13 protein-coding genes are annotated in these 17,256 nt (G+C 35.5%); 2 read left to right on the top strand and 11 right to left on the bottom strand.

Features of this window, described 5'->3' with window-relative positions:
- Window positions 1-222: 222 nt before the first annotated feature.
- The 7 genes from AB1284_RS09115 to AB1284_RS09085 form a co-directional block, all read right to left on the bottom strand.
- A complete protein-coding gene (locus AB1284_RS09115; protein WP_429749978.1) occupies window positions 223-759 on the bottom strand; it encodes a DinB family protein in 537 nt (178 codons plus the stop codon).
- A 96-nt stretch (window positions 760-855) separates the two neighbouring features.
- The gene (locus AB1284_RS09110) at window positions 856-2,103 is read right to left on the bottom strand and encodes an MFS transporter (protein WP_429749980.1); all 1,248 of its coding nucleotides are present in this window, start codon (window positions 2,101-2,103) and stop codon (window positions 856-858) included.
- Between the two features lie 68 nt (window positions 2,104-2,171).
- Window positions 2,172-2,807: a TetR/AcrR family transcriptional regulator gene (locus AB1284_RS09105; protein ID WP_429749981.1), complete on the bottom strand. Its 636-nt coding sequence runs from the start codon at window positions 2,805-2,807 to the stop codon at window positions 2,172-2,174.
- A 499-nt stretch (window positions 2,808-3,306) separates the two neighbouring features.
- Window positions 3,307-6,396 carry an AAA family ATPase gene (locus AB1284_RS09100; protein WP_429749983.1) on the bottom strand — a complete coding sequence of 1,030 codons (3,090 nt, stop codon included), beginning with the start codon at window positions 6,394-6,396 and terminating at the stop codon, window positions 3,307-3,309.
- The gene (locus AB1284_RS09095) at window positions 6,393-7,550 is read right to left on the bottom strand and encodes an exonuclease SbcCD subunit D (RefSeq protein ID WP_429749984.1); all 1,158 of its coding nucleotides are present in this window, start codon (window positions 7,548-7,550) and stop codon (window positions 6,393-6,395) included. The genes AB1284_RS09100 and AB1284_RS09095 overlap by 4 nt, the downstream gene beginning before the upstream one ends.
- Before the next feature lie 21 nt (window positions 7,551-7,571).
- On the bottom strand, window positions 7,572-7,811 hold the full coding sequence (locus AB1284_RS09090; RefSeq protein WP_429749986.1) for a DUF2584 family protein: 240 nt from the start codon (window positions 7,809-7,811) through the stop codon (window positions 7,572-7,574).
- A gap of 415 nt (window positions 7,812-8,226) precedes the next feature.
- On the bottom strand, window positions 8,227-8,487 hold the full coding sequence (locus AB1284_RS09085; protein WP_429749988.1) for a hypothetical protein: 261 nt from the start codon (window positions 8,485-8,487) through the stop codon (window positions 8,227-8,229).
- Window positions 8,488-9,276: 789 nt separating this feature from the next.
- Between AB1284_RS09085 and AB1284_RS09080 the strand changes: the two genes are divergently transcribed.
- Window positions 9,277-10,062, top strand: a complete 786-nt coding sequence (locus AB1284_RS09080; protein WP_429749989.1) for an enoyl-CoA hydratase-related protein — start codon at window positions 9,277-9,279, stop codon at window positions 10,060-10,062.
- Between the two features lie 14 nt (window positions 10,063-10,076).
- Entirely contained in the window at window positions 10,077-11,129 is a 1,053-nt protein-coding gene (locus AB1284_RS09075; protein ID WP_429749991.1) for an enoyl-CoA hydratase/isomerase family protein, read from the top strand.
- Between the two features lie 69 nt (window positions 11,130-11,198).
- Here the strand turns inward: AB1284_RS09075 and AB1284_RS09070 are convergent, their stop codons facing one another.
- The 4 genes from AB1284_RS09070 to AB1284_RS09055 form a co-directional block, all read right to left on the bottom strand.
- The gene (locus tag AB1284_RS09070; protein ID WP_429749993.1) at window positions 11,199-12,659 is read right to left on the bottom strand and encodes a CoA-acylating methylmalonate-semialdehyde dehydrogenase; all 1,461 of its coding nucleotides are present in this window, start codon (window positions 12,657-12,659) and stop codon (window positions 11,199-11,201) included.
- Window positions 12,660-12,703: 44 nt separating this feature from the next.
- Complete coding sequence (locus tag AB1284_RS09065; protein WP_429749995.1) at window positions 12,704-13,594, bottom strand: NAD(P)-dependent oxidoreductase; 891 nt, start codon at window positions 13,592-13,594, stop codon at window positions 12,704-12,706.
- 16 nt (window positions 13,595-13,610) lie between these two features.
- Window positions 13,611-15,320 (bottom strand): acyl-CoA dehydrogenase family protein, encoded by a 1,710-nt coding sequence (locus AB1284_RS09060; RefSeq protein WP_429749997.1) that lies wholly within the window; start codon window positions 15,318-15,320, stop codon window positions 13,611-13,613.
- A 139-nt stretch (window positions 15,321-15,459) separates the two neighbouring features.
- Entirely contained in the window at window positions 15,460-17,220 is a 1,761-nt protein-coding gene (locus AB1284_RS09055) for a sigma 54-interacting transcriptional regulator (protein ID WP_429749999.1), read from the bottom strand.
- Window positions 17,221-17,256: the final 36 nt, after the last annotated feature.

The raw sequence follows: 17,256 nt of genomic DNA, 5'->3' as shown, positions 1-17,256 counted from the left end.
TTCCCGTTTTCAAAGTATCCCCCTCTTCTATATGTTTCATTATAACCGTTCATTTACGAATCCTTACATACTATATTGAATTAACAGTTATATGTAATGAGAATTTTATTTTGACATAAATACTTTTATAATTCCACTGATACGCAGCAAAATAAAAAAGAGACTAATTCAAAATGTTTTATGAATCAATCTCTTTTTTATTTTCATTTACAATTTCATATTTTATCTGGATGGATAAGCATCCGAACTAAAATAACGTTCTTTTATAATTTGACGATGATGAAGCTCATGACCAGCAATAATGTTTGCCAATGCACGAACCGTGACTTCAGAATTGTTCGCAATTCCCCTTTGTAACCAAGCTTCTTTATCTAAACTTTTAAGCAAATGCACAGTAGATTGACGAACAACTGTTAAGTTCTCAAGAAGATCTTGCATAGATTGCTTATCAAATGCAGCTCTAAGAACATACATATCATCATTATATCCAGGAAGCTCCGCTGTCTCGCCTCTCGCTATAGAAAGCAGACGATAACCCATAATACGTTCAGTATCCGCAATATGACCGATTACTTCTTTTATACTCCATTTATTAGGAGCGTATCGAAAATGTCCTTCACTTTCAGAAATATCCTTCAATAAAAGGTTCGTCTCTTTCATTTGCCCTTCTAAAATATGTACGATATCTCCCTCAGGTAATAAGTTTATGTATGTTGCATAATATGGGTTATATTCATTTGCTTCTGGTCTCTTTTGCATTTTTACCATCCTTTTTATTTTATCTTTATACATACACCTTATCATAAAATATTATCATATTAATCCGAAAAATTTAAATTCTAAAACAAAAGATCCCTATCCTTCTTTTCTTAATATTCTCTTTGTTACAATCGCTATTACTATCATTATGAAACTTACAAATAATATAGGTAAGTAAATTTTTATACTGAAGGTTTCAAAAATAAATCCATATATGACCTGCCCTATAGGTGCCATACATTGCGCAACCGCTGTAATAATTGCCATAACTTTTCCTAAATTTTCATCAGGTGTTTTCTTTTGCACAATAGTAATGACAAAGATAGAAATAATGGTCATTACTATTGCAATAAGGATTGCACACAAGATAAAGAGAATAAATGACGAGTAGTATCCAAATCTAAGAACAAGGGGCATAACGGAGACAGCCATCGGTATAATCAATAAAGCAATAATAAGTAACCACTGGTATATTGTGTTCATTTTCATCTTTTTTGCAAAGAAACCAATAGATAAAGCCCCTAAAATTGTAGCAAACTCTATAAGTCCCATCCCGATACCATACAATGTATCGCCGCTTTGCATCGTTACCCGCAAAATGATGGGACCACCTACTACAAAAAGTGGTGTAAGAATTAAGTTGAGAATTGCTGCCAGAATCATAGATTTCAATATATAAGGCGCTCTAATAGCAAAAATAAACCCAACTTTCATGTCTTTTATAATTGTTGGTACAATATGTGCGTCGATATCTCTTTTCGTAAATGGGATTTTAATAAACATTTCTAATATTGCTGATAAAAAGAAAGCAATACAGCTCATGAAAACAAGAGTTTTTAACCCTACCATACTATATAGAACTCCTCCTAAAACAGGAGCTGCCACACTTGACAATGCTTGAACACCATTTACAATTCCATTGGCCTGTTCTAACCTTTTTTCCGCAACGAGCAGCGGAATACTCGCCATAACAACGGGAGAATACATCGCACTAATAATCGCTAACAAAATCATGACAATACCAATCAATATCACAGAAGTATTGCCGATGGACAGTAACAAAAGAAAGCCGAAAATAATAATACTACTTAACATATCATATATGACCATTAAATTGCGTCGATTAAACCGATCAGCGATAGCACCACCAAGAGGAGATAACAAAAGAGGCACACTGGATATAGCATATAAAGTAGCATAAATATCTGCACGACCTGTTATATCCAAGACATAAAGCGATAAAGCAAAGCGTAAAAGGGTGGAACCTAAGATAGATACAATTTGTCCGATTACCATAAGGTTAAAATCTTTAGCAGAAGACTTTATGCTCGCACTGTTTTCCATCGTATACACACCTTTCAATAGAACGCTAGACCGACTGTCGGTCTAATAAATTTATAAAACAATTTATGCTATGACTGCCTCAGCAAAATAGCTAACATGTAATCAAAGGTACCTTTTTCAGCTCCAAGAGTGGTCTCCATCATGTTGATGAACGCCTTTGCCCTTTGCATTGCTTCGTGAGGCTGCCATTGAAACAATCCTTCATCAAATATGATTTGTGCAGACGCAATTAAAAATTCTATTGTTTCTCTGGGATATACAGTCACAAAAACCCCTTCCTTGATCCCCTGTTCAATTACCTCTGTTAAAACAGGTGTTAAATGCACAATAGCTTGCACTAAACTTTTTTGATGCATCTCTGCATTATTTGGTTGATGGAATTGTTCAATCATTTTTTCTTTATTCTCACCCGCTTTTGGCATTTGAGCCATTAAAATTTGAAACAACTTATCAATTACAGGGATATTTGGATTTGAAGCAATCTTTTTTGCTGATGCTACATCCGTATTTACAATTCTCAAAATAATAGCATCCATCACTTCCTCCTTTGATTTGAAATAATGATACAATGTTCCTTTTGCAATACCAATTTCTCGTAAAATGTCATTCACGGTGGTTTTCATATATCCTTTAGAAACGAACAGCCTTTCTGCAGTATCTAGAATTTCATTTCTACGATCTTCATATTCCTTTACAATCCTCATAAAGAAACTCCTTTCATCTAGACCGACTGTCAGTCTAATATAAATATATGTGTCTTCTATAAAAAAGTTTCATTCTTAGCTATAAAATTTATTGCACATCACAAACAGTCGATTACCCTTCCTTTTTCAATTCTTTGACTGGTCATTCCATAACCCTATGGTTGATTTGAATGTGCAAGTGTTGTTTACATAGATAAATAAATTCGGAAAAATCATCCAAATTCCTTTTTCATGTATGATTTTTATAGAAGGGTTCTCGTATGTACAGCTCGATTCCCTTGTTCTTGGTGAATAGCAAAGCCATCAAGAACATAAAAAAGACTCTGCAATTTTGCAGAGTCCAAAGTTGAAAAGTATAAACCTATTTAATCTGATTAAAAACCAAAGACGGAACGAGTATTACTAAGAAAATAAAACACGTACCGTCTCTGAAAAATTAGATAACGTATCGAAATACGTGACCAAAATTGTGACCGCTGATTAAAATCAGGCACTCTATCTATTTCACAACAAACCTAGTCTTACTACATCCATCTTTCTGCTTCCTTACTTCCAGCACTGCTGGCATTGCGTTCTTCAATTCTTGAACATGTGAAATAACCCCGATAAAACGTCCTGATTTTTGTAAGTCTATCAATGCATCTACCGCTTTTGTTAACGATTCTTCATCTAATGAACCAAAGCCTTCATCAATGAACATCGTTTCAATTGAAATACCGCCTTCGTATGATTGGATGATATCAGCCATACCGAGCGCCAAGCATAGTGATGCATTAAATTTTTCGCCGCCGGACAATGTTTTTACATCACGCGTTTGTCCTGTGTATGCATCATACACGTCTAAGCCTAAACCGCTTTGACGATTTCGTTTTTCTACGCGTTCACTTCGTTTTAAATAAAACTGTCCGTTTGATAGTTTACGAAGTCGTTCATTGGCTACTTGAACAATTTGCTCCAAATATTCTATTAAAATGTAACGCTCAAACGAAATGCGACTTTCATTGTCACCTTTCATGACTTCATATAAATCAACGAGCTCTTGGAATGCCGCTTCTTCTTCATGAATTTGTTCATCAATGCGGCGAATATTTTCATGAAGATCAGAAATATATTCATTAGCACTTTTTGTACGCTGACGTTGCTCTTTTATAATATCAAGCTGAATTTCTAGTTCCTTCAACTGTTCTTCTAGTTGCGTTAACTCTGTCCATTCTTTTCCTTGTAATTGCTCTGTTAATTCTTCAATTTGTTTTGTTAATACTTCGAGCGTCCCGTAATACGATTGAATATGGTGTTGCAAGTCCTTTCGCTCTACTTCTGACAATTTAGCCTCTGTGTATGCTTGCTGACTCACAAAACCACTTGCTTCAAGTTCTGTCATAAAACGTGCATACTTTTCTTCTTTGTTCTCATTTCCTTGTGTATATTGTTGCTGCGCTGCTTTATACGCTTCTTCAACACGAATTTTTTCACTCATGCAACGCTGAAATTCCTCTTGTGCTCTTTGCCATGTTTCGTGCAAACGACGAAGTAAAGAAGCTTTTTCTTCATACGCTTGTTGCCACGCTTCTAATGTCTGCATCTCTGCTGGAATCTTTTCTTTGTCATTTTCATACGATGTTCGAAGTTGAATCGATTCCATTTCAGAGCGATGCAATTTTTCTTCTACATTACGTTTAGTTGCTTGCAATATATCTAATTGTTCTTCTAGCTTCTGAAGCTGCGGTAATAATTGTTTACGTTCTTCTTCACTTGCTTTTAATTCATTTACTTCTGCAGCTAACTGTTTTCCTTGTTGAATTAACGTTTGATATGCATCTGCTAACTCTGATACAGAGTACCCACGAGCTTGTACTTCTTTACATAATTCTTCATATTGAGCTTTATAAAAATTATATTTTTCTTCTATTTGAACGTGCTGCTTTTCAGCTTGTGCTTTTTGTTCACGAAAAATATTTAACTGTTCTTCATCAATAGACAATTCTTGTTCAGTCGCTTTGTTTGGGTGAGAAGTACTACCACAAACAGGACATGGCTTGCCATCATGTAAATGAATTGCTAACTGACCAGCCTGTTCGCTTAACCATGATTTCTCTAGTGTTTCATATGCTTGCTGAGCAGCATTCATATGTTCTAAAGCACCTTTTCTTTCCCTCTCATACTTTTGTACTTCTTGCCATACTTGATATGCATCTTTTAATACTTTTGCATCTTCACGCATGCGACTTAACTGCTCTACTTTTGCTATATATTGCTCAAACGCTTGTTCGATCTGTTTTAACTTACTTGAAAGCTGCTGCTTTTGTGTGCTGCTGAATTCTTGCTGCTTCTCTAATTTACTTTTCTCAACCTTAAACTGCTCCATTTGTTTTTCTGAGGCAGCTAATTTTATTTTTTTATCCGCAAATGTGGCGATAACCTCTTTTAATTCTTCTAATCTTTGTACAGTTCGTTTCGCTTCTTCGCGAACTTCTTCATTGTTTTTTTCTTGTTCGTACTGCTGCTCCGCACGCTCATAGGCTAATACAAGTTGTTCTTGTTTTACAGCGATTTGTTTCATATAGTGCTGGGCTTGCTGAGCACTTTGAACCGCTTCGTTATACCACTGCTCAAACGGCAATAATCGGCTTGCTTGCTCGGCTTGTTTGAATTGCTTCTCTTTTCCTTCAATAGAAGAACGTTCCTGTTGCAATGAGTCGTAACGATTTTGTTTTGTTTGCAAATCTTGCAACCTATCATTTAAAGCCTTCGCTTCATGATATCCTGTTTCCGCTTCTTTAAATTGCTTTATCTGTATGGATTCTTGTTTTTCTAATTGCTTTTCTTGTTTTTCATAAAAAGCGATTTCTTGTTGAAGCGCTTCTACTACTTGATGTGTATTCACATGTTCTTGATTTGCTAATATTTCAAGCAGCGCACCGTCCCGCACCGGAAGTTTGAAAACGTTGCGAAAATACAATTCTCGTTCTTTTTGCTTTTCTTGCAGCACATCTTTCCATTCTTTACGCTTTTGATCTAATAACTCTCGCATTAATTTATATCGATCCGTTTTAAAAATACGGCGTAAAATTTCTTCTTTATTTTCTGTTTCAGATGTTAATAGTTTACGAAATTCACCTTGTGGAAGCATCACAATTTGACTAAATTGATGCTTACTCAGACCAATTAAATCTTCCATTTTTTTGTTTACATCTGTCACATGGAAACGATCTACACAAGGGATTTGCTCGTCATTAACGACTTCATAAAATTCAATCGCATGACCTGTAATCGTTTTGTTACCTTGCTTTTTATGACCAAGTTGCCTTTTTATACAATACGTTTTTGCCTTTAATTGAAATAGTAATTCAACGCTTGTATATACGTTATCATCAGCAAATTGACTACGAAGCATACTTGTATCATTTCGTTCTTCTCCACTCGCTTCTCCGTACAACGCATAACAAATTGCATCAAAAATCGTTGTTTTTCCTGCACCTGTATTTCCAGAAATCGCAAAGATTCGATGTTCACCTAATTCTTCAAAATCAATCGTTTCCTGCTGCTTATATGGACCAAATGCTGTCATAATAAGTTTGATAGGTCTCATGCTCTCTCACCCTCTCGCTCATGAACTGTCTTTAATACTTCTAAGAAGAGACGTTCTTTTTCTACTGATAACTCAGTCCCTTTCATTTCTTTATAAAAAGCTTTCACAAGAGAAAGGTCATCCATTTTATGACGCGAAACGACTGTAGCATTTTCATTGGCTGACTCTTTTCTTGGAATAACACGCTCTACATGCATCGCATTTGGATAAACCGAACGAATCTTTTCCATCGGCTGCAGTACAGGGTTTTCATCTAATAATTTCACAAATACGTAGTCTTCACAAACAGGATGCTGCATCAATTCATCAATTTTCGCTTCAACTGTTCTCATTCTACGTTGCGGCGTTAATAACCGTTTCTCAATTGTTATTTCTCCTGCTTCATTTAATTCAACAATGTAATATCCTTTTTTGTGATGCTCTTCCGAAATCGAATACGCGAGCGGTGAACCTGCATAACGAATTGTTTCATTACGTACGTAATGCGCTTGGTGTAAATGACCAAGCGCTGTATAATGAAAATCATCAAAATAATGACTGTTTACATATTCTGCTCCGCCAATTGATAATGGTCTCTCAGCATCACTTGTATTTTCTTCCGCTTCCCCGGACGATGTTACGAAAGCATGTCCGATAAAAACATGACGCGCCTCTTTATCCATACTTTCCGATAACTCATTCATAAAAATACGCATTGCATCATCATGACTACGAATATCATCATTTTTCATCACATGACGGACAATGCTCGGATCCACATATGGAACTAAATGAAAATGCACTTCTCCGTATTGATCATTCATTACAACAGGCTCATATGGATATTGAAATTGTCCAATTATATGCAGCCCTTGCTTCTTCATTAAGCCACTCCCAAAATGAATACGATCTGGACTATCATGATTCCCGGCTATCGCAAGTACTGGTGTCTGTAATTCAATCACAATTTTTTGTAATACTTCATTTAATAAATCTACCGCTTCTGTTGGCGGAATTGCACGATCGTATAGATCTCCTGCAATAATCACGGCATCTGGTTTTTCTTCTTCAACAGCTTGTACGAATTGTTCTAATACATAACGCTGATCTTCTGTCATATAAACACCGTGAACAAGCTTTCCTAAATGCCAATCGGCTGTATGAAAAAATTTCATTTTTTCCTTCCTTTCTTTTTATTAATTCACCGAATGAAGTGAAATAAGCTGATATAAAAGGGTTGTCTTTCCTTCTTCCCATTCCACTTTCTTCACAACTGCACTTCCAATAAGTTCTTGTCCTGCTTTATACACTGGCAATATTTCATCAACTACAAATAAATGATATCCATCTAACATTAACTGAAAGATATTATCTTCCATATGTACTCGCTTCTCTGTTTCGTTTACAATAATCTTTGTATGCATCTCAAATTTCATGCGAAAACACCCCTTTTTTATGTCTCTATTTTAATAGTATAGCGGGCATTACTGATTGACAAGAGAATCAATAAGAAAGGTATGACTTCCCTAATGAAAATCTCCTCCACTAACAACATAATAACTGCAATATATCTCCAACTTTTCATTTGTAGTATGAGAAAAGTAAGAAAAGAATATGAAAACTCCCGCCACTTATCCCATTCGAATCTTCTAGTGAGAGTTTTTCTATATACCATCTTTGGCAGACACCTTTGAAACTGCTTTTTCCAATACGTTATAGGAACCCATTTACATCTCTAATAGCATGATAGACGCAAATAATGTTGTTGATAATTTTGTTAAAATTTTGATTCCTAATACGGTATGTGAAATTAATTATTTGTTAAAAATAAAAATGCCGTTCACGGCACTTTTATTTTTGTAAATAATCCTTCATTACAAAGTATAAAACAACAAATAATAATACTGTTGTCAAAAGCCAAGAAAGAATCGCAATGTAATCATTTTGATTTACTGCAAAACTAATCGCAATTGTTAAGATAAAGACCGGGAATACAAATCGGACTTTATCTTGTATAGTATCATGCTGTGTATCTTCTTGGTGAAAATAGAAAGTTAAACCAATCATAAGAGAAGATAAAATAATGACCGATACTAACAAAGGCCCTGACATTCCGATCTCCCCTTTCTTTCCTTTCTTTGGGCACATTAGACATTCTATACTTATGATAAATAAAACTTATAAGTGAACCTAGTACATAGGACATAATAACAACAAAATAAAAAACCTAAATATAGAAAATATACTATACATATTTATTAAAACCTTTATTCTAAAAAATTACAAATTATATATTTAATAACAATTTTTCAAAACAATATTAATTTATCGTTAGAAGTTGTATATTCCTTTTTCTTTAATGAAAATCCTTCAAAAATAACTCGTCAAAATATGCCAGGTTTTCGTTTCATAAAGTGAAACTTTCATCAGTGGGGGTCTTACTGCCCATAAATGCGGGATAAATTCTCATACTTTCCTTCCTTGCATACTTTTGATTGTTTGTCACTTTTTTATTTTAAAAGATATATTCTTTCAGTCTAAAAACTTTAGCAGGATGATATACAAAACCCGAAAGAACGTATTACTATTGAACATCTCTTTTACTTTCTACAGTATACTCATTTGCTCTTCATTTTAAAACAAAAAAAGACATATAAAATAGCAGGATTCAAGAAATAAAACAAGAAATTTATATACAAAAGCCGAGCTCTTTTTACACCCTTAGACATCGATTTTCCTTGTATAATCATTACATAATATGCTCACTCTGTTTCCTTACAAAATGTCTATTTGTTTAGACGTTTAAACACTTTGTGTTCAATTCCTCCTTGTTAACGTATAACATTTGAATTGGCACAATTCTTGCAAAAAAACAGATGATCAAAAAGGAGGATGTAGATAATGGAAACTAAATTTGCAAATGTAAAAAAACAAAACTTTATTACCATAGTAGAGATAAATAATGCCCCGGCAAATGCCTTATCATCTGCGTGCATAGCTGAATTACGATCTATCTTTTCAATGCTTGCTGAAGATGACGAAACAAGAGCTATTATTCTAACTGGTGCTGGACGTTTTTTCGTAGCAGGTGCCGATATTAAAGAATTTGTTTCGGCACTGGGAGACCAAGAGAAAGGATTAGCAATGGCAACAGCAGGACAGGCACTTTGTGACGAAATAGAAGCCATGAAGAAGCCGGTTATTGCTGCCATAAACGGTCCTGCTCTTGGTGGTGGATTAGAGCTAGCTATGGGATGTCATTTTAGAATTACATCAGATAATGCTATCCTTGGTTTACCAGAATTAAAACTTGGATTACTCCCAACCTTTGGCGGTACGCAACGCCTTAGCAGAATAACAAATATGGCAACAGCTTTAGACTTAATTTTAACGAGTAAACAAGTAAGCGGAAAAGAAGCGGCCGAGCTCGGTCTCGTTCAATTAGTCGTTTCCCAAGAGGAACTGTTACAAACCGCTCTCCTAATTGCTCAATCATACTTAGATGGAAAAAGCATGACTAGCATCACTCGTGCGATAGAATGTATTACACAAGGATATAACGAAAATATGGTTGAAGGCTTGAAAAGAGAGCGCGAAAAATTCTCTGAGTTATTTGTAACTGATGATGCTAAAGAGGGCATTCAAGCTTTCGTAGAGAAGCGAAAACCTAATTTTAGACATTCATAAAAGGAGGACATATTATGACTGATCAAGTTCTATTTTCGATTCACGCAAATGGCGTAGCTACTATTACATTAAATCGCCCAAAAGCATTAAATTCAATCTCATATGAAATGATAGGACCTATTACACAAAAACTAAAAGAATGGGAATCTGATGATCAAATTCATCTTGTCATTATAAAAGGCGCAGGTACGAAAGGACTTTGTGCTGGAGGTGACATTAAAACTCTTTACGAAGCGCGTTTACATGAATCTGCCATGCAAAAAGCAGAACAATTTTTTGAAGATGAATTCCAATTAGATATGCTTGTTTATAAATTTTCTAAACCCATTGTCGCATGTTTAGATGGCTTTGTTATGGGCGGAGGCGTTGGACTCACTTACGGAGCTAGTCATAGAATTGTTACTGAGCGAACAAAATGGGCTATGCCAGAAATGAATATTGGTTTTTTCCCTGATGTCGGATCTGCTTATTTCTTAAATAAAGCGCCAGGGCATACAGGGGGTTATTTAGCATTAACAGCTTCTGTCATTAAAGCTCCTGATGTACTATATATAAATGCTGCAGACTTTTACATGACAAGTGATAATTTGAATACTTTTCTTAATCATATCGAACAAATTGATTGGCATGCAAAAGACATACATACAGCATTAACACAGCTAATCGATGACTATTCTGAGCTTCCTGCTAATGAAAGTGAACTGTCATCATTCCAAACAGAGATTAATAAGCACTTTTCTTATCATACTGTTGAAGAGATTATTCATTCTTTAGAAAAAGATGGGACCCATTTTGCAACTCAAACAAAAGAAATAATGTTGTCAAAATCCCCATTCTCCTTAAAAATAACCTTAAAACAATTTATTGATGGAGAAGAGAAGACATTAGAAGAATGCTTTGCTACTGATCTTGTGCTCGCTAAAAACTTTCTGAGACATGAAGACTTTTTCGAGGGAATACGCTCGGTTGTTATAGATAAGGACCAAAATCCGCAATATAAATATAAACATTTAGAAGATGTTTCAGAAGAGATTGTAAATAACTTCTTCAATCTTCTAAGAAGCTAATTATACAAAATAAAGCTTATGTTATTAAAAAAAGTGTCCAATATCATGGACACTTTTTTTACATTTTTCTTAAAACCAGCGCTCTGTTACTACTTTTTTACGTGTATAAAATTGTACACCATCTTTTCCATTTGTACCTAAGTCACCGTAGAAAGAAGCTTTATTTCCTGCAAATGCGAAAAATGCCATTGGAGCTGGAACGTTTACGTTTACACCAATCATCCCTGCATCGATATTATCACGAAATGTTTGTGCGTGTTTACCACTAGACGTATAAATGACTGCACCATTTGCAAATTTTGATTGGTTTGTAAGCTTAATTCCTTCTTCTAAATCCTTTACTCTCACAATGCTTAATACTGGAGCAAAAATTTCATCTTGCCAAATTTTCATATCTTGATTCACACCATCAAAGATTGTTGCTCCAACGAAATAACCTTCCCCAACTTCTTCATTAATTTTACGGCCATCTACTAATAAAGTAGCTCCATCTGCTATACCGCTATTAATATAGCCTAGTACACGCTCTTTATGAGATTCACGAATTAATGGACCTACATAATTTTCTTCATGGAAACCATCACCGACTTTTAATTTACGCGTTTCTGATACAAGTACATCAATGAATTCATCAGCAATCTCATCCACTACCGCTACAACAGAGCATGCCATGCAGCGTTCTCCACTGCTCGCAAATGCAGAACCAATGACACCTTGTACTGTCTTTTCAATATCGCAGTCCGGCATAACAATTGCATGATTTTTCGCTCCTGCAAGTGCTTGTACTCGTTTTCCATATTTTGTTCCTGTTTCGTATACATAGCGTGCAACTGGCTCAGATCCAACAAATGAAACAGCTTGAATATCTTTATTTTCTAAAATGCTATTTACAACATCTTTTCCACCTTGTACTAGGTTTAAAACCCCTTTCGGGAAGCCCGCTTCATAGAATAATTCTACTAGTCTTTCTGCTAAAAGCGGCGTTCTTTCAGATGTTTTTAATACAAATGTATTACCGCAAGCGATTGCTAATGGGAACATCCATAGTGGAATCATCATCGGGAAGTTGAACGGTGTAATACCAGCAACAACTCCAATTGGGTACCTCCAAATTGAACCATCAATTCCACCTGCAATATTTGGAAGTGCTTGCCCCATCATTAAATTTGGTGTTGATGTTGCCAGCTCTACAGCTTCAATCCCTCGCTGCACTTCGCCAGTTGCATCTTTTAATGTTTTACCATTTTCTAATGTAATGATTTTTGCAAGCTCATCTTTGTTTTCTTGTAAAAGTTGTAAATATTTATATAGCTGTCTTGAGCGATTTGGAACTGGTACTTTAGACCATGTTTCATATGCTACCTTTGCAGCTTCAACAGCACGATCCACATCTTCTTTTGGAGAAAGTGGAACATAAGCAATTATTTTCCCAGTCGCAGGATTCGGAACTGCTTCCACTTCTGTGCCAGTAGATTCTACCCATTCACCATTAATATGATTTTTCACGCGTTTAATTTCTGTTGTAATCATTGTATTCGCTCCTTTTTATTTTTTATATTTGCTAGTATTCATTGTTATTTATGACTAGAGATTAATTGTTCACTTACCTTTTGATATAAAGCAGCCATATCTTTTTCACCATATCCCGCTTTACCAGCTTCATCATACAAATTCAAAAGCATTTCACTCACTGGTAAGTGAAGCTCACCTTCTTTTGCTAAATCAACTGCAAATCCTAAGTCTTTCTTTAGTAGATTTACAGTAAATCCTGGTTCATAGTTTTCTGGCGCAATAAAGCTTTTATAATTGCGCTCATAAATTCTACTTTGTCCATAACTCACATTTAAAATATCAAACATTTTATCTAAATCCATATTGTTCTTCTTTGCTAATGTCAAAGCTTCACTAACACCTGCTGTATAAAAACCAATTAATAAGTTATTAATCAATTTTACAGTTGTACCACTATCAATTTGCTCACTCACATGAAATATATTTGCTCCCAATACTTCCATCACTGGTAAACCTTTTTCATATACTTCTTTTGGTCCACCAACCATAAAAGTTAATGTGCGGGTTTCCGCTCCAATTACTCCACCACTAACCGGCGCTGCCAAGAAATCGACTTTTTTATCCTTCGCAGCATCTGCAAGCTTTTTATTTAGTTGCGGAGCTACTGTGCTTGTATCAATTAAAACAACATTCGAATGACTATTCTCAATTAAACCTTCTTCTCCAAAATAAACAGCTTCAACAGCTCGCGGTGACGGTAAACTTGTAAAAATCAAATCGCATGTTTCTGCTAATTTTCCAATTGATAAACCGATGATTCCCCCTTCTTTCTCGAAGGAAGCTTCAGCATCTTTATTTAAATCGACTCCATATACCGTATAATTTGATTTGACTAAATTTTTAGACATTGGAAGACCCATATTACCTAAACCGATAAAACCAATCTTTCTCATACTGCTCTCCTCCTATTTAAACAATATATTTCCCGCGATTTATAATCGTTTTTGCAATTTCTCTCTTTTTCGTAAACAAGTTCGTGTATAGAGGTACTGACAGTTGACGAATTTCATCTAGAATGGCATTTCTAGTTTGCTCTTCTTGCACCGCTGCAGAAAGAAGAACAATTGCTGCTGATTCTACTTTTCGATATCCTTCTTCACAAAGCACATCCGTTATAAACTGTTTTGTACGTTCTTTTTCTTCACCATTTTTACTTATCGCTTTCCTTGTACGTAAAAATGCCGATTCCATTACATATACATCTTTCAACATGTCTGCTAACACGCGTGAATATTCTTGTTCTTGTTCGATTTTTAATTCAGGAGTTCGAGATAGCGTTTTCAAAGATTGCTTCAATAATTGTTTCGATAATAAAATATAACGATGATTTCGTTCTACATTTTCAAATGTGTCTTCATCTACTTGGTTCCCTAGTTGTTTCGTTTGTTTCATCAACATTTTCGCAACTGTTAAGCGGTTAATTTCATTCGTTCCTTCAAATATACGGCTAATTCTAGCATCACGATATAATCGTTCTACTTCATATTCCTGCATATAACCATAACCACCATGAATTTGTACCGCTTCATCTACAATATTTCCAAGTGTTTCTGAAGCATTCACTTTGTTGATCGCACACTCCATTGCAAATTGAGACATTTTCTGCATAATACCTTCATCACTCTCATGAATTGCTTCATCAATTACGCCTGCTGTTCGATAAGCTGCGCTCTCTGCACCGTATGTAGCGATAATCATATTTGCAATTTTCTCTTGAATCATCGTGAAATCAACTAATTCTGTTTGAAACTGTTTTCGTTCTTTTCCGTATTGAACAGATAGGCCAATCGCTTGCTTTGCTGTTCCAATATTTCCGAAAGCAAGTTTCAATCTAGCAAAATTGAGAATATTAAGAGCTACGTGATGTCCCTTTCCTACTTCCCCTAGTACATTTTCAGCAGGAATGACGACATCCTCTAAAATCAATGTCGCAGTTGAAGAACCTTTAATACCCATTTTCTTTTCTTCTAGGCCAATCGAAACGCCTTCACATGTTCTTTCGACAATAAATGCTGTCATTCCTTTATTTGTCTTTGCAAAAACAACATATACGTCAGCCATATGAGCATTTGTAATCCATTGTTTTTCACCATTTAATGTCCAAGCTGTTCCTTCTTCATTTAAGACAGCACTTGTTTTTGCACTTAATGCATCAGATCCAGCATTAGGTTCTGTTAAAGCATAAGCTCCAATCCATTCACCTGATGCAATTTTAGATAAGTATTTTTCCTTCTGCTCTTTTGTTCCGTAATATATATATGGCAGCGTTCCTACTCCAGCATGAATATTAAAAGAAACACTAAAGGCTCCTGCATATCCCATCTTTTCCGCCACAAGCCCAGAAACTGCTTTCCCTAATTCAAATCCACCATACTCTTCTGGAACCTCTATACTCAACAATCCAAGTTCTCCAGCCTTTTCAAACAACCTGCGGGAAACTTGATAATTGTGCTGCTCGATATTTTCAATTTGAGGAACAATTTCCTGTTTCACAAATTGTTCTGTTGTTTTTGCGATTAAATCTTCATCACTTGAAAAATCCTCAGGTGTAAAAAAGGTTGTATTAAGCTCCTGATTCAGCGAAAAAAATTCGTCCCATTGCAACTTTGTTTTCTCCATCCGTATCCCCCTATCATTTCGGTCTTCATTTTATTTATAAGCAAAATCTATGCCAATCTAAAAACTTGATAGAACAAGGGCAAAATGAAAAGAAAACGTAAAACCGTCTAGACAGTTTTACACTTGATATAATAATTGTTTAGATTTTGAATCTTGACAATTTATTATAAAGGGTCGCCCTAGAAATCCCTAGCATTGCCGCTGCTTTTGACTTATTTCCTTTTGCTTCTTTTAAAACGCGTTCAATTAATCCTTTTTCTTCCTCTTCACGCACCACTTTCATCGCTTCTTGTTTTGCTGGTAAAGACTGAATCATAGGTACTAATTTCTTTTGCTCTATATCCCGATAATAGAATTCTTCCGGTAAATCCTTAGCCCGTATATGTGCATCATCTGATAGTGCAAACAGCCTTTCTAACACATTGATTAATTCCCTGACATTACCCGGCCAATTATAATGGAACATAAGGCGTAATACCTCTTTATCAAGTGTCTTTTCTTCGGCACCATACATTTGACATAACTTTTGTAAATGTTCTTCGACAATGAGTGGTATATCTTGTTTTCGAAAGCGAAGCGGTGGAATATGAATCGGAATAACATGAAGACGATGATATAAATCCTCCCTAAAGGTTCCTTCTCTAACCATTTGTTTTAAATCTTTATTTGTCGCTGCGATTAGCCTGAAATCAACAGGAATTGGATGTGTACTACCTATTCTTTCTATTTCCCTTTCTTGTAAAACACGTAAAATTTTCACTTGTGTTAATAGGGACATATCGCCAATCTCGTCTAAAAATAATGTTCCATGATTTGCAAGTTCAAACTTCCCTGCCTTCCCATTCTTTTTCGCACCTGTAAAAGCACCTTCTGCATAACCAAACAATTCAGATTCTAGTAAATTATCAGGAATAGCAGCACAGTTCACACTAATAAATGGACCATTTTTTGTTATACCGGTATCATGTATAGCACGTGCAAATTGCTCTTTACCAACACCGCTTTCCCCAGTAATTAATACGGATGCTTTGGATCCAGCTGCTTTTCGAGCCATTTTTTTCGTTTCAGAAATTGTTTGGCTTTCTCCAAGAATATCTTCAAATCGAATCTGCTTCTTTTTCGGTTTAGAAAACGTTGGTTTGATTGTCCTATCCTTTTGATCAAATCGTTCTAGTATTTTATAAATATCTGAAATCCCCTCATGAATAAGCATCCCTACAGCACCTATCACTCTTCCATGCTTCCAAATCGGCATCCGGTGCACAACTAGATTTTGTCCTTGCAGACGGTGTACTTGATTTCTTTCTGGTACTCCTGTTTTTAATACAACTGGAAGCCGTGTATTCTCAATTACATTTTCAGCGCGCTGCCCAATTGCTTCTTCTTTCGTTACACCAACAAAGCGACTGTACGTTTCATTAAACATTTGGATAATTCCATTTTCATCTACAATTGCGATTCCTTCATATGCAGTATCAAAGCAAAGTTTAAACCACTCAATCGTTTGATGTGCACATTCGATTTCTTGAACTAAACCTTGGTGAAACGCTAATAATTCCTTGTTACTGACCACTCCTTTGAGCTCTCTGTTTTCCTCACAAGTAACGTAAAGTGGGATATTCTCCAACTCGCTTAAAGAAAACTCTTCCCGTACCTTATAGAAAGAATGCCTCAGTATAGTAACAATTGGTTCATTCCACTCTGAGTGATTCTCTAACCACTTTACACAATCAATTAGTTTCACAACTCCAATCACATGATTATTTTCTAAAACAGGGAGTTCTGTACTCTCTGATTCAGCTAGTAGTCGTAATGCTTCTCGAATCGTATTATCTTTTTTCAAAATATACGGGTCCTGCTTCATCCAGTTTCGAACAAAGTCATATTTTGCAGCCATCATAACTTGATTTCCCCTCCTCTAGAATGTCTATTCCTC

It is taken from the genome of Bacillus sp. S2(2024), from assembly GCF_050474045.1.
Taxonomy (GTDB): domain Bacteria; phylum Bacillota; class Bacilli; order Bacillales; family Bacillaceae_G; genus Bacillus_A; species Bacillus_A yunxiaonensis.
The sequence above is the reverse complement of the archived record's forward strand: the minus strand, read 5'-3'. Positions and strand labels throughout refer to the sequence as shown.

What these genes read in the sequence shown, in the direction of transcription:
- AB1284_RS09115 (WP_429749978.1), bottom strand. Translation starts at nt 759, where the DNA reads ATGCAAAAGAGACCAGAAGCAAATGAATATAACCCATATTATGCAACA.
- AB1284_RS09055 (WP_429749999.1), bottom strand. Translation starts at nt 17,220, where the DNA reads ATGATGGCTGCAAAATATGACTTTGTTCGAAACTGGATGAAGCAGGAC.
- AB1284_RS09080 (WP_429749989.1), top strand. Translation starts at nt 9,277, where the DNA reads ATGGAAACTAAATTTGCAAATGTAAAAAAACAAAACTTTATTACCATA.
- AB1284_RS09110 (WP_429749980.1), bottom strand. Translation starts at nt 2,103, where the DNA reads ATGGAAAACAGTGCGAGCATAAAGTCTTCTGCTAAAGATTTTAACCTT.
- AB1284_RS09075 (WP_429749991.1), top strand. Translation starts at nt 10,077, where the DNA reads ATGACTGATCAAGTTCTATTTTCGATTCACGCAAATGGCGTAGCTACT.
- AB1284_RS09105 (WP_429749981.1), bottom strand. Translation starts at nt 2,807, where the DNA reads ATGAGGATTGTAAAGGAATATGAAGATCGTAGAAATGAAATTCTAGAT.
- AB1284_RS09070 (WP_429749993.1), bottom strand. Translation starts at nt 12,659, where the DNA reads ATGATTACAACAGAAATTAAACGCGTGAAAAATCATATTAATGGTGAA.
- AB1284_RS09090 (WP_429749986.1), bottom strand. Translation starts at nt 7,811, where the DNA reads ATGAAATTTGAGATGCATACAAAGATTATTGTAAACGAAACAGAGAAG.
- AB1284_RS09100 (WP_429749983.1), bottom strand. Translation starts at nt 6,396, where the DNA reads ATGAGACCTATCAAACTTATTATGACAGCATTTGGTCCATATAAGCAG.
- AB1284_RS09060 (WP_429749997.1), bottom strand. Translation starts at nt 15,320, where the DNA reads ATGGAGAAAACAAAGTTGCAATGGGACGAATTTTTTTCGCTGAATCAG.
- AB1284_RS09065 (WP_429749995.1), bottom strand. Translation starts at nt 13,594, where the DNA reads ATGAGAAAGATTGGTTTTATCGGTTTAGGTAATATGGGTCTTCCAATG.
- AB1284_RS09095 (WP_429749984.1), bottom strand. Translation starts at nt 7,550, where the DNA reads ATGAAATTTTTTCATACAGCCGATTGGCATTTAGGAAAGCTTGTTCAC.
- AB1284_RS09085 (WP_429749988.1), bottom strand. Translation starts at nt 8,487, where the DNA reads ATGTCAGGGCCTTTGTTAGTATCGGTCATTATTTTATCTTCTCTTATG.